The following is a 14,332-nucleotide window of genomic DNA, read 5'->3' on the forward strand; positions in this document are numbered from 1 at the left end:
GGGTCGGTACCGCGTCCCGGCACCGGTCGGGCGTGTCGAACGGGTGTTCGAAGCGGTTGTCCACCGGATGTCGGACCCGGTTGACATCATCGAACACATGTTCGAATATGAGGGCATGCAGACGGCGGCGGCACTCCTGTCGCCCGGGCCCGAGGGGGCGACCGGGCCCGACGGTCCCGCTCGCCCCGGGGGCCGCTCCGGGGCGTCCCGACCGACCCGGCGCGTCGACCACCTGGGGGACGCCCGGGCGGCGCTCGAACGCATCACGTCGCTGCGCTCCCGAGTGTCCGAGATGGAAGCACCCCGCGTCGACGTCCAGGGGCTCCCCACCGCCGACGCCCTGCGATCGCTGCTGCCCGGTGGCGCGATCCGGGTCGGTGGCTCCTACGCCGTGCAGGAGTCCGTGCTGCTCGCGATGACCATGCTGCAGGCGGCCTCGGCCGAGGGAGCATGGTGCGCCGTGGTCGGTGTGCCGTCCTTCGGGGTCGAGGCGGCGGCGGCGATGGGCATCGACCTCGAACGACTCGTGCTCGTGCCCGATCCGGGCGACCAGTGGCTCACGGTGACCGCGGCCCTCGCCGACGTGGCGCAGATCGTCCTGACGCGACCGCTCGGCCGGGTCGTGCCCGGCGACGTCTCCCGGCTGTCCGCGCGGCTGCGGCAGCGCGGTGGAGCGCTCGTCGCCCTCGGCACCTGGCCGGGCGCCGACGTCACGCTGCGGGTGAGCGGCTCGGTGTGGACCGGCATCGGCGACGGCCACGGGTACCTGGCGGAGCGGCGTGCCACGGTGACGGCGTCCGGCCGCGCGGGAGCAGGTCGACCCGTCAGCGCCGACCTGCTGCTCCCGGCGGCGGACGGTGCGGTGCGACCCGCCGCGCCCCTGGTCGCCCGGGCCGGTGGGACGGACACGGGCGCTCCGGGCAGCGTCGGCAGCGCGGCCGTCGACGGCGCAGGGGAGTCCCGGGTGCTCCGCCCGGTCGCGGTGGCGTCATGAGCCCGCGGGGACGGGCCCGTGCCGCCTCGCCGCGCGGCACGACCAGGGGGACCGCCGGCGCCGGGGTGCCGGGGCAGGCGGCCGTGCGTGCCGATGCCCTGGCCCGTGGCGGCGCCCTGCCGGAACCACCGCCTGCGCGCACGATCGTGCTCTGGTGCCCGGACTGGCCGGTGATCGCCGCCGCCCGGGCCGCGGGGTCGCCGCCCGAGCACCCGTTCGCCCTGGTGGCGAAGGGGGTGGTGTTCGCCAGCTCGGCCAGTGCCCGGCAGCAGGGGGTGGTGCGGGGCCTCCGCGTGCGCGAGGCCCAGGCGCGCTGCCCGGAACTCGTGGTCGAGCCCTACGACGACGCACTCGACCACCGCGCGTTCGAACCCGTCATCCGCGCGATCGAGGAAGCGGTCCCCGGGGTCGAGGTCCTGCGACCGGGGACGATCGCCCTGCGCTCCCGGGGGCCTGCGCGCTACTACGGCGGCGAGCGGGCGGCCGCGGCGACGCTGGCCGGGATCGCCGCCGACCACGGTGCGCCCGGTGTGCGTGCCGGGGTGGCGGACACCCCGTTCGCGGCGGAACAGGCAGCGCGGTCGCGTCCCGTGCGCCCGGGGGAGCGGGTGCGCATCGTGCCGGTCGGCGGTTCGGCCCCGTTCCTGGCGGACCTGCCGCTCGGCGTGCTCGGCGACCCGGACCTGGCGATGGTGCTCGGGCGGCTCGGCATCGCCACGCTCGGCGACTTCGCCGCGCTCGGCGACGAGCAGGTGCGCGACCGGTTCGGTGTCGCCGGGGCGTTCCTGCACCGGCTGGCGGGCGGTCGAGACCCGCGCGAGGTCGCAGCGCGGGCGGTTCCGCCGGAGCTCCGGGTCGAGGCGTCCTTCGAGCCACCGCTCGACCGCGCCGACCAGGTGGCGTTCGCCTTCCGCCGTTCGGCCGACGACTTCGCTGCACGGCTGCGCGCGGCCGGACTCGTCGCGACCACGATCCGGGTGGGCATCGTCGACGAGCGCGACCTCCTGCTCGAACGGACCTGGGTGCACCCGCGCTGGTTCGACGCCGCCGACGTCGTCGACCGCGTGCGCTGGCAGCTCGCCGGCGGCGTGGACCCCTCCGGGCTCGAGGCGCCCGTGGTCCAGGTGGTGCTCGAGCCGGTCGCGGTCGACGACGCGTCGAACCACGAGCGTGGGCTCTGGGGGACCGGACCCGACGAGCGGGTGCACCACGCCCTCGCCCGGGTGCAGGGGCTCGTCGGGCACGAGGGCGTGGTCACCCCGCGGATCGGCGGGGGCCGCACGCTGGCCGAGCGCGTCGTGCTCGTGCCGTGGGGCGACGCCCCGGTCGGCGGCGAGCGGGCGTTGGCGACCGTCCGCGACCGGCCGTGGCCCGGCAGGCTCCCGGGGCCGCCACCCGCGACCGTGCTCGAGCGACCCCGTTCGGTGGACGTCGTCGCTGCGGGGGGCGACACCGTCGACGTCGACGACCGTGGCGCACTGACCGCGGTGCCGGAGCGGTTCCGGGCCGAGGGCGAGCGGGGCGGCCGGTTCGCGTCCGTGACCGCGTGGGCGGGGCCGTGGCCGCTCGTCGTGCGCTGGTGGGAGGCCGGCGGGCGGCGACTGCACCGGCTGCAGGTCGTCGACGACGACGGCCGGGCCTGGTACCTGGTGCTCGCCGACCACCGGTGGTGGGCCGAGGCGGTCGCGACGTGAAGGAGACCTGATGGGCTACAGCAACCCACCGATCCCGTGGTCGCAGTTCGAACGCGCCCTGTCGGACAAGCGGCCGGACAGTGCGCACGCCGGCGACGGCGGGGACAGCCCGGCCTGGTCACGGAAGCGGTCCCGGTACGTCCCGCCGACCCCCGCCGCCGACGACGACGCCCCGGTCGTGCCGTACGCCGAGCTGCACGCGCACTCGACCTTCAGCTTCCTCGACGGCGCCAGCGGTCCGGAGCACCTGGTGGAGGAGGCCGCACGCCTGCACCTGCACGGCCTGGCGCTGACGGACCACGACGGGTTCTACGGCGCTGCCCGGATGGCCGAGGTGGCCGAGGCGTACCCGACCGTGACGACCGTGTACGGCACCGAGCTGTCCCTCGGGCTGACCGAACCGCAGAACGGCGTCCCCGACCCGGAGGGCACACACCTGCTGCTGCTCGCCGACGGGCAGGACGGCTACCACCGGCTCGCCGCGGCCGTCACGCGGGCGAACCTGGCAGCAGGGGCCGAGAAGGGGCGGCCGCAGTACGACCTCGACGAGCTCGCAGCGCAGGCCGACGGACACTGGCGGGTCCTCACGGGCTGCCGGAAGGGCACCGTCCGCCAGGCCCTCGAGCGCGGGGGCGAGTCGGCGGCGGACGAGGCCCTGCGTGCGCTGCTCGACCGGTTCGGCACGGCCGGGGTGGTCGTCGAGCTGACCGACCACGGGGAACCGCTCGACACCGCCAGGAACGACGTCCTCGCGACGCTCGCGGCACGGCACGGACTCCCCGTCGTGGCGACCGGGAACGTGCACTACGCGACCCCCGACCGCTTCCCCGTGGCGACCGCGCTGGCGGCCGTGCGGGCACGGCGCAGCCTCGACGAGATCGACGGCTGGTTGCCGGCGGCCCCGACCGCCCACCTGCGGTCCGGTGCCGAGATGGCCGCGCGATTCGCGCGCTGGCCGGGCGCCGTCGAGACGAGCGTCGACCTGGCCGACGAGCTCGGGTTCCGGCTCCGGACCGCCAAGCCCGGGCTGCCCGACGTCGAGGTCCCCGAGGGGCACACCACGATGTCGTGGCTGCGTGAGCTCACCTGGCAGGGCGCCCGTCGGTTCTACCCGGGCAGCGCCGACGGTGTCGACCCGCAGAAGCGTGAACGCATCGAGCGGGAGCTGTCCGTCATCGCGGACAAGGACTTCCCGGGGTACTTCCTGATCGTGCGGGACATGGTGCAGTACGCCCGGCAGCGGGGCATCCTGTGCCAGGGACGCGGCTCGGCGGCGAACTCGGCCGTCTGCTACCTGCTCGAGATCACCGCGGTCGACTCCATCCGGTACGGACTGCCGTTCGAGCGGTTCCTGTCGGCGATGCGCGACGAGGAGCCCGACATCGACGTCGACTTCGACTCGGACCGGCGCGAGGAGGTGATCCAGTACGTCTACGAGAAGTACGGACGGTTCAACGCGGCGCAGGTCGCGAACGTCATCACCTACCGGCCGAAGGGCGCCGTGCGGGACATGGCGAAGGCGCTCGGGCACAGCCCCGGGCAGCAGGACGCGTGGTCGAAGCAGGTCGAGCGGTGGGGGTCGGTCACCGAGAGCCAGGACCACGACATCCCGGACACCGTGGTCGACATGGCCCAGCAGGTGCTCGGGTTCCCACGGCACCTCGGCATCCACTCCGGGGGCATGGTGCTCACCGACCGGCCGGTCGGCGAGGTCGTGCCCATCGAGCACGCCCGCATGGACGGCCGGACCGTGCTGCAGTGGGACAAGGACGACTGCGCCTTCATGGGGCTCGTGAAGTTCGACATGCTCGGGCTCGGGATGCTCGCGGCGCTGCAGTACTCGTTCGACCTGGCCGACGAACACTGCGGGGAGCGCTGGGACATGCACTCGATCCCGAAGGAGGAGCAGGGCGTCTACGACCAGCTCTGCCGCGCGGACACGATCGGGGTGTTCCAGGTGGAGTCCCGCGCACAGATGGGCACCCTCCCGCGGCTGCTGCCCCGGCGGTTCTACGACCTGGTGATCGAGGTCGCGCTCGTACGTCCCGGTCCGATCCAGGGCGGTGCCGTGCACCCGTACATCCGGCGCCGGACGGGCGAGGAACCGATCACGTACATCCACCCGTCGCTCGAACCCGTGCTCGAGCGGACGCTCGGGGTCCCGCTCTTCCAGGAGCAGCTCATGCAGATGGCCATCGCCGTCGGCGGGTGCTCCGGGGACGACGCCGACCTGCTCCGCCGGGCGATGGGCTCGAAGCGTGGCCTCGAGAAGATCGAGCGGCTGCGCGAGAAGCTCTACGCGGGGATGGCGGCGAACGACATCCACGGCGAGGACGCCGACACGATCTACGCCAAGATCCAGGCGTTCGCGAACTTCGGGTTCGCGGAGAGCCACTCGATCAGCTTCGCGCTCATCGTCTACGCGAGCGCCTGGATGCGGCTGCACTACCCGGGAGCGTTCCTGGCGGCGCTGCTCCGGGCGCAGCCGATGGGGTTCTACTCGCCGCAGACCCTCGTCGCCGACGCCCGGCGGCACGGGGTGCGGGTGCTGCGACCGGACGTCCTGTGCTCGGCGGTCGACGCGACGCTGGAGCCCCTGCCCGACGGCGAGGGCGGTCCGACGGGGGTCGACGCGTGCCTGGCCGAGGAACAGCCACCCGTGCTGCCGTTCGACGGCTCGCTGCCCGACGACACCGCGGAGCACCGTCGCGACGGCGCCTTCGCCGTCCGCCTGGGGCTCGTCGAGGTCGCCTCGCTCGGCCGGCGGAGCGCCGAGGCGATCGTCGCGGAGCGCGAGGCGCACGGACCCTTCACCGACATGTCCGACCTCGCCCGCCGGGTCCGGCTGACGACGGCGCAGCTCGAGGCCCTGGCAGCGGCGGACGCCTTCGCCGGGCTCGGCATCGACCGGCGCAGCGGCATGTGGTCGGCGGCGCAGGCTGCTGCGGAACGACCCGACCAGCTGCCCGACACCCAGGTCACCGTGCAGCCGCCGCTGTTCGGGCAGATGACGAGCGGGGACGTCCTGATCGCGGACATGTGGTCGACGGGCATGTCGACCGACGACCACCCGGTGCACCACGTCCGCCCGCGACTGCGCGCCCGCGGGGTGCTCAGCGTGCAGGACACCGCGACGGCGGAGACCGGACGGCGGGTCGAGGTGGGTGGCATCGTGACGCACCGGCAGCGTCCGGCGACGGCGTCGGGCATCACGTTCCTGAACGTCGAGGACGAGACCGGGCTGGTGAACGTCATCTGCAGCGTCGGCGTGTGGGGGCGGTACCGGCGGGTGGCACGGGAGTCGCCGGCCGTGGTGGTGCGGGGGATCCTGGAGCGGTCGCCGGACGGCGTGGTGAACCTGGTGGCGGACCGGATCGAGCACCTGCCGCTGGCGGTGCGGACCCGGTCGCGGGACTTCCAGTGACCGGTCAGGACCCGGTCTGCTCGCGCACCACGGGGATGCGCACGGTGACCTCGAGGCCACCGGACCGGACGTTGCGGAGGGCAGCCGTTCCTCCCGACCGTTCCGCGATCGCGCGCACGATCGCGAGCCCGAGGCCCGAGCCGCCCGGCACCGGCACCCCGCCCGTCGCCGGGTCCGGGTCGCGGCGCGACGTCCGGGCCTCGTCCGGTCGGGTGAACCGGTCGAACGCGACGGGGATGAACGACTCCGGGACACCGGGTCCGTCGTCCGTCACCTGCAGGACACCCTCGTCGCCCTCGACCCGCCACGACACGAAGACGCCACCACCACGGGGGAGTGCGGCGACCGCGTTGCTCGCCGTGTTCGTGACGAGCTGCGCCATGCCACCGGTGTCGAGGCGGAAGCGTGGTTCCGCCGCTCCGACCGGGTCCGGGGTCCGCTCGAGGTCGAAGTCCACCGTGATGTCCTTCGCCGAGGCGATGAGGCGCACCCGGTCGACGGCGGCCATGACCTCGTCGCCCAGGTCGCTCCAGGCGGTGGTCGGCTGCGCGCCGTCCTGCTCGCGTTCCTCCGCGTCCTCGATGCGCGACAGCGTGAGCAGGTCGTTCGCGAGCCGCGAGAGCCGGGCGACGCTCCGCTTGGCACGGTCGATGTGCGCCGCGAGCGCCGCAGCGTCGTCGCCGTCGAGCGACGCCAGGTCGAGCTGGGTGGTGAGGATCGCGAGGGGCGTGCGCAGCTCGTGGCTGGCGTCGGAGACCATCTGACGCTCGCGTTCGGTCACCTGGCGGGTGCGTGCGAGGAAGGCGTTCAGCGTGGTGGCGAGCGAGGCCAGTTCGTCCTGCGCCGGACCGACCGGCAGCTCGGCGCGCTCGGGGGCGACGGAGAGCCGTTCGGCCTCACGGCGCATCCGGTTCACCGGGCGGAGCGCCGCGGTGGCGAGCGCCCACGACGCGATGCCGAAGGCGATGAGGATCGCGAGGCCGGTGAGCGACAGCGTGGTGGTGAGGTCGTCGACCACGATCGCCTCGGCCTGCGAGTTGCGTGCGGCGACGACGGTCCATCGTCCGGCGGCGTTGACCGGGTGCTCGATGACGACGCGGTACTCGGACCCGGAGACGGTGATGAGCGACGTGCCCGACTCGGTCGACGTCAGGCTGCCGAGCGCCCGCTCGACCCGGGGCGGCATGGTCGACAGCCGGATCTGGCCCGAGGGTGCCACGACGGCGACGAGCTGGGCGTTGCCCGGTGCGGACAGGTCCGGGTCGCTGTCGACCTCGAGCGTCGCCACGTACGGGTCGACGTCGGCGTCGAGCAGGGTGCGGGTGGCGCTCGCCACGACGCTGACGACCTGGAAGCGCATGACGAGCACGAGCAGCAGGATCACGACCGCCGCGATCGCCGTCGAGCCGATCGTGATGCGGGCGCGGAGCGAGAGCACCCGGAGCGGCCGGGGCAGGCCGCGTCCGCCGCGGACCGTCCCGGTCGTGGGTGCGGACCCGGTCACGCCCCGAGCAGGTCGAGCCGGTAGCCGCGGCCCCGGACCGTCGCGATGGCGACCGTCGCCTCGTGCGAGGTCAGCTTCTTGCGGAGGTACGAGATGTACTGCTCGACGACGTTCGGGTCCACGTGCTGCGAGCCGTCCCAGACCTCCTCGAGGATCTTCGGGCGGTCGACGACGGTCCCGACCGACCGGGCGAGCAGCCGGAGCAGGGCGAACTCGGTCGGGCTGACGGCCACGCGCTGCCCCTTGATCGACACCCGTCGGGCCTCGGAGTCGATGGCGACGTCGCCGACCTCGATGACCCGCTGCCCGGCAGCCGACTCGCGGCGACCGAGCGCGCGGAGGCGGGCGGTCAGCTCGGCGAACGCGAAGGGCTTCGTGAGGTAGTCGTCCGCACCCGCGTCGAGTCCGAAGACCCGGTCGTCGACGGCGTCACGTGCGGTGACGAGCAGGATGCGCACGGGGTCCTCCCGCTCGCGGATCCGGCGGGCGAGCTCGAAGCCGGACATGCCCGGCATCATGACGTCGACGACCGCGAGGTCGAAGGCCTGCTCGCCGAGGGCGATGAGCGCCTCGACACCGTTCTCGACCGCCGTGACGCGGTACCCCTCTGCCGCGAGCCCACGCTCCATGAGCGCGCGCATCTCGTCGTCGTCCTCGACCACCAACAGGCGCATGATCGACCTCCTCGGCCCCCATCGTGGCAGGGAACGGCGGTCCGTGGGCGGTTCCGGGTGGGAAGAGGCTGAATCTCGTCACAGTGACCCCGCCACGCCACCCGGACGAGGGCAGAACGGTCGTCCCGCAGAGGGGGGTATCGGCCTCGCGAGCAGCGCGTTGCTAGGCTCCGCAGCGGACACGGCGTACCCGACGCAGTGTCCCGAGGGGGCACCATGCAGGATCAGGAGAACCGTCCGTACCGTCCGGACGACAGCGTCCACCCGGCCATCGTCCGGTTGCACGCGGAGCTCGAGGCGGCACGGCACGGCATCGACGTGCTCGGCGAGCTGGAGGACGCCCGCCGCGAGCGGGTCGTCGCGGAGCTGCTGAGCGCGGTGCCGGACGTCGCGAGCCGTGCGGCGTACGAGGCCGGCGCCGATCGCGCGGTCGCGACCATCCAGGGCTTCGAGGGGGTCCGCTCCGACGAGCACGAGTCGGGGACGGCGCTGTGGGACCGACTCGTCCTCACGGCCGTCGAGGCAGCGGCCGCGGTGGAGCCGACCGAGGTCGAACGGACTGCCGTCGAGCCGACTGCCGTCGAGCCGGCCGCCGCGTCCGTGCCGGCAGCAGTGGGCGGGGGATCGCCCACGCTCGCTCCCGCCGCGGACGCCGCACACCCGGCAGCGTCCGGTCGCGCCGCACACCGCGCCACGGCCTGACGCCGCGCGCGCCGGCCCGACGCCCCGCGCCTCCGCCCCACGGACACCGCGCCGCGGCCCGGACCGCCCGCGCGGACCTCAGTCGTCCTCGCCGAGCAGCTCCTCCCGCACCCGTCGGATGTCCTCGAGCAGGGCGCCGATGAGCACCCAGTGCCGCGAGTTCGGCCGGACGACCTCGAGCGGCGCCGTCAGCGCGGGCTCCGCGGCCGTCGTCTCGTCGGCGGCGGTGCCCGTGAAGCCGTCGCGCTCCGCGTGGTGCAGCCGCGTCGCCTCGACCCGTGCGCTCAGTGCTCGGACGTCCGCCCCGATGCGCGCGACCTCGGTCGCGATGCTCCCCACCACCGGGTCCGACCGGAGGTCCGGCGCCGTGTTGTCGCGGATCGCCCGGGTCATCCCGGTGACCCGGGTGACCAGGACGCGGAGGTGCTCCGCGACCGTCGTGTCCCGCTGCAGGATCGTGCGGTGCCGGCCACCACGGGGGTTCATCGTCAGTGACTCGCCCGCCGCGGTGAGCGAGGCCTCGGCGCGGGCGTGCTGCTGCCGGAGGGCTCGCGCCTGGCGCAGGGCATCGTCCCACCGCTCGGCGTCCCAGCCCTCGGTGAGGCCGATCGCGATCCGTTCGAACGCGGCGGCGGTGTCCCGGGCCAGTCGGGCGACCGCGAGGTGCGCCGGTTCGAGGAGCACGGGCGGCACGATCACGGCGTTCACCGCGAGTGCGACGACGGCGCCGACGACGGTCTCGAGGACCCGGTCGGCCGAGTAGTTCGGCGTGACGACCCCCGCGGTGAGCACGAGCATGCCGCTGATGCCCACCTGGGTCGCCGACGTCGGGGTCAGACGGAGTGCCCAGCTCAGCAGGATCGCCAGCACGATGACGACGAGCACGACCCAGACGCCGTCACCGAAGACCAGGTGGAAGGCGGTCGCCAGCACGACGCCGAGCACCACGCCGGCGCTGCGCTCGAGGCCCTTCACGAACGACTGGTTGATGCTCGGCTGCACGACGAGCAGCGCGGCGATCGCGGCGAAGGTCGGGAACGGCCCGTCGATGAGCGCACGGCAGAGCAGGACCGCCGCGACCACCGCGACCGCGGTCTTCACGACCTGCAGGAACGGTGTGCGGCTGGAACTGCGGAGGCGCGCGACCGGGTTCACGACGACCACGGTAGCCACCAGCCGCACGCCGAGCCGTGCACGATGGCGACGAAACCGCCGCGGCACGGTTGACTGGTCCTGTGTGGCCCAACCACGAGCGCATCATCCCGCAGGCCTTCGCCGGCTCCGGGACCTCCGTGGTCGCCGCGCGCGCCCACTCGGTCGAGCCGTCGGGCAACGGCTACCTGTACGGCTACGAGGTCGACACCGTCGACCGGGCCGGTCAGCGCGCCACCGTCCTGACCTACGTCGACACGGGTGGCGCCCACGACCAGAACAGCGCCGTCGTCACCGACCCCGCCACGGGCGAGCCGGTCTCGGTCTGGGCCTACCCGAACGACCCGGGCCTCCCGGTGCTGCCGCAGGTGACGTACCGCGACGCCGTCGCCGAGCTCCTCGCCGGCCTCGGCCTGCCGGTCACCGACCCGACGCTGTCGGTCGCCGCCTACCGTCCGGGCAAGCGCGCGGTCGTGCGCGTGGACGCCCCGGAGCGCGTGCTGTTCCTCAAGATCGTCCGCCCGCACCGCGTCGCCCCGATCGTCGAGACCCACGAGCAGTTCGTCGCCGCCGGGCTGCCGGTCCCGCGGGTGCTGTCGAGCCGGGGCGACGGCCTGCTCGTGCTCGAGCGCATCCGCGGGGTGCCCGCGGGCAGCCGCATCACCGAGATCGCCGACGACCCGCGGTTCGTCGCCTCCCTCGCCGCCCTGACCGGCCGGATCGCGACGGTGCCGATGACGCAGCAGGCCCGCGCGGACGCGATGGACCACGCCGACTGGCACCGGCGCACGCTCGTCGCCGCCCTGCCGCAGGACGCGGCCGAGATCGACGAGCTCTACGACGGCATCGGGCGGCGGTCCATCGGCTGGGGCGCCGCCCCCAAGCAGGTGGTGCACGGCGACCTGCACCTCGAGCAGGTCTTCGTCGACGAGGACGAGCCGTGGCGCATCTCCGGCCTGCTGGACATCGACACGGCGGGCTGGGGGTTCCCGGTCCGCGACGTGGGTGCGGTCGTCGCGCACCTGGTCGTCACCGGCCTGTGGCACCGGTCCCGTGGGGACGCCGAGCGCGGGGCAGCGGCGGAGCGGCTCGCCGACGCGGTCGCCCGCGACTGGGTCGCCCGGAACCCGGCCGAGGCCGACCGCATCGGTCCGGCGATCGGCGCGCAGCTCCTCGCGCACGCCGGTGGGCAGGCGACGACCGGGTCCGAGAACGGCATCCGGACGGCGCAGCAGCTGCTGGCGGCGACGCGTGCGGCGCTCGCCGAGGCGGCGCCGACGGTGCCGTCGGCCGGCACCCTCCGTCCGCGGTCGGCACCGCAGGTCTGACCCGGCCGTCGGACGGTCGCCGGCCGCGCGGTGGTGGTGGGCAGTGCCTCCCGGCCGTCGTGGCGTCCCGTCCACCGCGCGGTCGGACGGGAGGCGCGACGCGCGCGGGTCCCGTCGAGTCGCCTCCGTCGGGGGTGCGGGAGTAAACTGAGCCCAGCACGCACCGTGTCGTCGCGTGCCGCGTCGTTTCCGGACGTGGCAGTCGGTCACTTGACCGACGTGGGGACCGGATCCGTGGGCGTCCGACGGGCTCCACGTGCGTGCGACGGCGCCGGGTCCCGGCGCGGATCGTCGTGTCGAGCACCCGAGGGGTGCCGGCCGCACGGACCGCGGGAGTCCACCGGACGTCCCACGGCGGGACCGGCGCACGAGCGGGCCAGGGTGGCCCGCGGACCGGGGTCGTGCCAGACGCCGGTCGAGGACTTCCCGCCACGACGGCGGCTCGCCCGTGGAGAACGGGCGGAACAGGAGGAGCGTTGGCTCGATCAGGCACCCGGCGAGCAGCCGGCGGGACGCGGACCGCGTCGCGCCGTACCCGCCCGCTGGACAACGACGGCGTCATCCCGGTGCTCGCCCGCGCGGTGCGCGAGGTGGAGGCGGCGGCGCAGCGCGGACCGCTGAAGGCGTCCAACCGGTCGAAGTTCCAGGCGGTCGCGCTGCTGATGCGCGAGGAGCGCGCACGAGTCAAGGCCGACCCGGACCTCACCGACGCGCAGCGCGCCGAGCAGCTCAAGCGTCTCGACGGTGTCGCCACGATCCTGGCGAAGACCGCCGCGCGGGACACCAGCGTGATCCAGCTGCTGACCGAGGAGGCCTCGGTGAGCGAGGCGACCCGCACGGTCAAGCGCGACATGATGATCGCCGGCGGGATGGAACTGCAGCCCGAGGACCTCGTCATCGCGGCCGAGCCGTCCCCGGTGGTCGACGCCCCGGTGCGCTCGGTCGTGCCGCAGGCGGTCGTGCAGCGCCAGCTGGCCAACCCCTTCCTCGCGCCCGACTTCGCCCTCGCCGACCAGCCCGTCGCCCACCCGCGTCGCCTGGCGAACTGGGAGCTGTTCGGACCGCTGTTCAAGTCGTTCGAGTACGGCGCCGGCGGTGGCGCGGCGTCGATGCCGCTGCCGGAGCCGACCTCGCTGCACTCGCGGTCCGGCACCACGCTGATGAAGCACCAGGCGGAGCTCGTCGCCGCCGCGGCGCAGGGACACCGCACGTTCCTGCTCGCGGACGAGCCCGGCCTCGGCAAGACCGCGCAGTCGCTGCTCGCCGCCGACGCCGCGAACGCCTTCCCGCTGCTCGTGGTCGTGCCCAACGTCGTGAAGACCAACTGGGCGCGCGAGGCCGAGCGCTGGGTGCCGAACCGCACCGCCACCGTCATCCACGGCGACGGGGACGACCTGGACGGCTTCGCCGACATCGTCATCGTGAACTACGAGATCCTCGACCGGCACGCCGGCTGGCTCGGGGCCTTCGGCTTCAAGGGCATGGTCGTCGACGAGGCCCACTTCATCAAGAACAAGGAGTCGCAGCGCTCCCGGTTCGTGCTGCAGCTCGCCGAGCAGATCCGTGCGCGGGTGTCGTCGCCGCTGTTCCTGGCGCTGACCGGTACCCCGCTGATCAACTCGGTCGAGGACTTCCGTACCATCTGGGAGTTCCTCGGCTGGATCGACGACAAGAAGCCCCGCGCGACGCTCATGAACGAGCTCGAGGACATCGGGCTCACCCCGGCGGACCCCGGCTTCTTCGTCGAGGCCCGCAAGGCCGTCATCGACCAGGGCATCGTCCGCCGCCGCAAGGTCGACGTCGCCGCCGACATCCCCGCGCGACGGATCGCCGACATCCCGGTCGAGCTCGACGGCGACGAGGGCCGCTCCATCCGCGACGCCGAGCGCGAGCTCACCGCGAAGCTGGTCCGTCGGTACCACCAGGCGCTCGACGCCCGCACCGGGCAGGACCCGGTCGTCGGCATCGACCACAAGCTCGTCCGCCAGGTCGCGCGGTGGGAGCTCGAGGACCAGGACGCCTCGTCGACCGGCGAGAACGTGTTCTCGATGGTGCGGCGGATCGGTCGTGCCAAGGCGCAGCTGGCGGCGGACTACGCGGCGCAGCTCGCCTCGAACGTCGGCAAGGTGGTCTTCTTCGCGAAGCACCTCGACGTGATGGACCAGGCCGAGGAGGTCTTCGCCCGTCGGCACCTGAAGACCGCCACCGTCCGCGGTGACCAGACGCCCGCACAGCGCACGGCCGAGATCGACGCGTTCGTGAACGACCCCGACGTCGCCGTCATCGTGTGCTCGCTCACCGCCGCCGGCGTCGGCCTGAACCTGCAGGTGTCGTCGAACGTCGTGCTCGCCGAGCTGTCGTGGACCTCGGCGGAGCAGACGCAGGCGATCGACCGCGTGCACCGCATCGGACAGGAAGAGCCCGTCACCGCGTGGCGGATCATCGCGGCGCAGACGATCGACACCAAGATCGCCGAGCTCATCGACTCGAAGGCGTCCCTGGCTGCCCGCGCGCTCGACGGGTCCGACGAGGAGATCGCCGACTCGGGCGACATCCAGCTCGACGCCATGGTGGCGCTGCTGACGGAGGCGCTCGGGGGCTGAGCGCCGAGTGCGTTCGGTCGCTCGCGGAGGCGGCGCGGCGGCCGCCGCCCGGCGCCGGTTGTCGGCTCCGGCGTCCGGCGCCGGCTCCGGTCGCGTTGCGGCACGACGTGCTCCCGCACAACGAGAAGCGGGGGGGGGGGGGGGCGGGGGGGGGGGGGGGGGGGGGGCGCCGGGGGGGGGGGGGGGGGGGGGGGGGGGGGGGGGGGGCCGGGGGGCCCCCCCCCCCCGGGGGGCGGGTGCGCGGTCAGCGTCCCCGG

The 14,332-nt window shown here is 74.2% G+C and carries 9 protein-coding genes; 6 read left to right on the top strand and 3 right to left on the bottom strand.

Translation table 11 applies throughout. The annotated features are described in order from the left end of the window. Nucleotides 1-97 precede the first annotated feature (97 nt). The 3 genes from J2X59_RS04340 to J2X59_RS04350 are packed head-to-tail and all read left to right on the top strand — an operon-like array spanning nt 98 to nt 6,112. Nucleotides 98-994 (top strand): hypothetical protein, encoded by an 897-nt coding sequence (locus J2X59_RS04340; protein ID WP_326495825.1) that lies wholly within the window; start codon nt 98-100, stop codon nt 992-994. After that, nucleotides 991-2,688: a DNA polymerase Y family protein gene (locus J2X59_RS04345; protein WP_326495826.1), complete on the top strand. Its 1,698-nt coding sequence runs from the start codon at nt 991-993 to the stop codon at nt 2,686-2,688. The genes J2X59_RS04340 and J2X59_RS04345 overlap by 4 nt, the downstream gene beginning before the upstream one ends. A 10-nt stretch (nt 2,689-2,698) precedes the next feature. Further along, nucleotides 2,699-6,112 carry an error-prone DNA polymerase gene (locus J2X59_RS04350; RefSeq protein WP_326495827.1) on the top strand — a complete coding sequence of 1,138 codons (3,414 nt, stop codon included), beginning with the start codon at nt 2,699-2,701 and terminating at the stop codon, nt 6,110-6,112. Nucleotides 6,113-6,116: 4 nt separating this feature from the next. Here J2X59_RS04350 and J2X59_RS04355 read toward each other — a convergent pair whose 3' ends face one another. Then, complete coding sequence (locus J2X59_RS04355) at nt 6,117-7,616, bottom strand: sensor histidine kinase (protein WP_271827028.1); 1,500 nt, start codon at nt 7,614-7,616, stop codon at nt 6,117-6,119. Then, on the bottom strand, nt 7,613-8,290 hold the full coding sequence (locus tag J2X59_RS04360; RefSeq protein WP_066653196.1) for a response regulator transcription factor: 678 nt from the start codon (nt 8,288-8,290) through the stop codon (nt 7,613-7,615). Before J2X59_RS04360 ends, J2X59_RS04355 begins: the two co-directional genes overlap by 4 nt. A 216-nt stretch (nt 8,291-8,506) precedes the next feature. Between J2X59_RS04360 and J2X59_RS04365 the strand changes: the two genes are divergently transcribed. Beyond that, nucleotides 8,507-8,992, top strand: coding sequence for a hypothetical protein (locus J2X59_RS04365; protein WP_326495828.1), 486 nt, complete (start codon nt 8,507-8,509; stop codon nt 8,990-8,992). Nucleotides 8,993-9,070: 78 nt separating this feature from the next. Here J2X59_RS04365 and J2X59_RS04370 read toward each other — a convergent pair whose 3' ends face one another. Then, complete coding sequence (locus J2X59_RS04370; protein WP_326495829.1) at nt 9,071-10,147, bottom strand: FUSC family protein; 1,077 nt, start codon at nt 10,145-10,147, stop codon at nt 9,071-9,073. An 80-nt stretch (nt 10,148-10,227) separates the two neighbouring features. On the opposite strand from J2X59_RS04370, the gene J2X59_RS04375 reads away from it, so the two are divergent. Both J2X59_RS04375 and J2X59_RS04380 read left to right on the top strand, forming a co-directional pair. Then, nucleotides 10,228-11,472 (top strand): phosphotransferase enzyme family protein, encoded by a 1,245-nt coding sequence (locus tag J2X59_RS04375; protein ID WP_311205883.1) that lies wholly within the window; start codon nt 10,228-10,230, stop codon nt 11,470-11,472. A 476-nt stretch (nt 11,473-11,948) separates the two neighbouring features. Further along, nucleotides 11,949-14,075 (top strand): DEAD/DEAH box helicase, encoded by a 2,127-nt coding sequence (locus tag J2X59_RS04380; protein ID WP_326495830.1) that lies wholly within the window; start codon nt 11,949-11,951, stop codon nt 14,073-14,075. The last annotated feature ends 257 nt before the right edge of the window (nt 14,076-14,332 follow it).

The sequence above is a fragment of the Curtobacterium sp. 260 genome (assembly GCF_030803485.1).
Lineage (GTDB): Bacteria > Actinomycetota > Actinomycetes > Actinomycetales > Microbacteriaceae > Curtobacterium.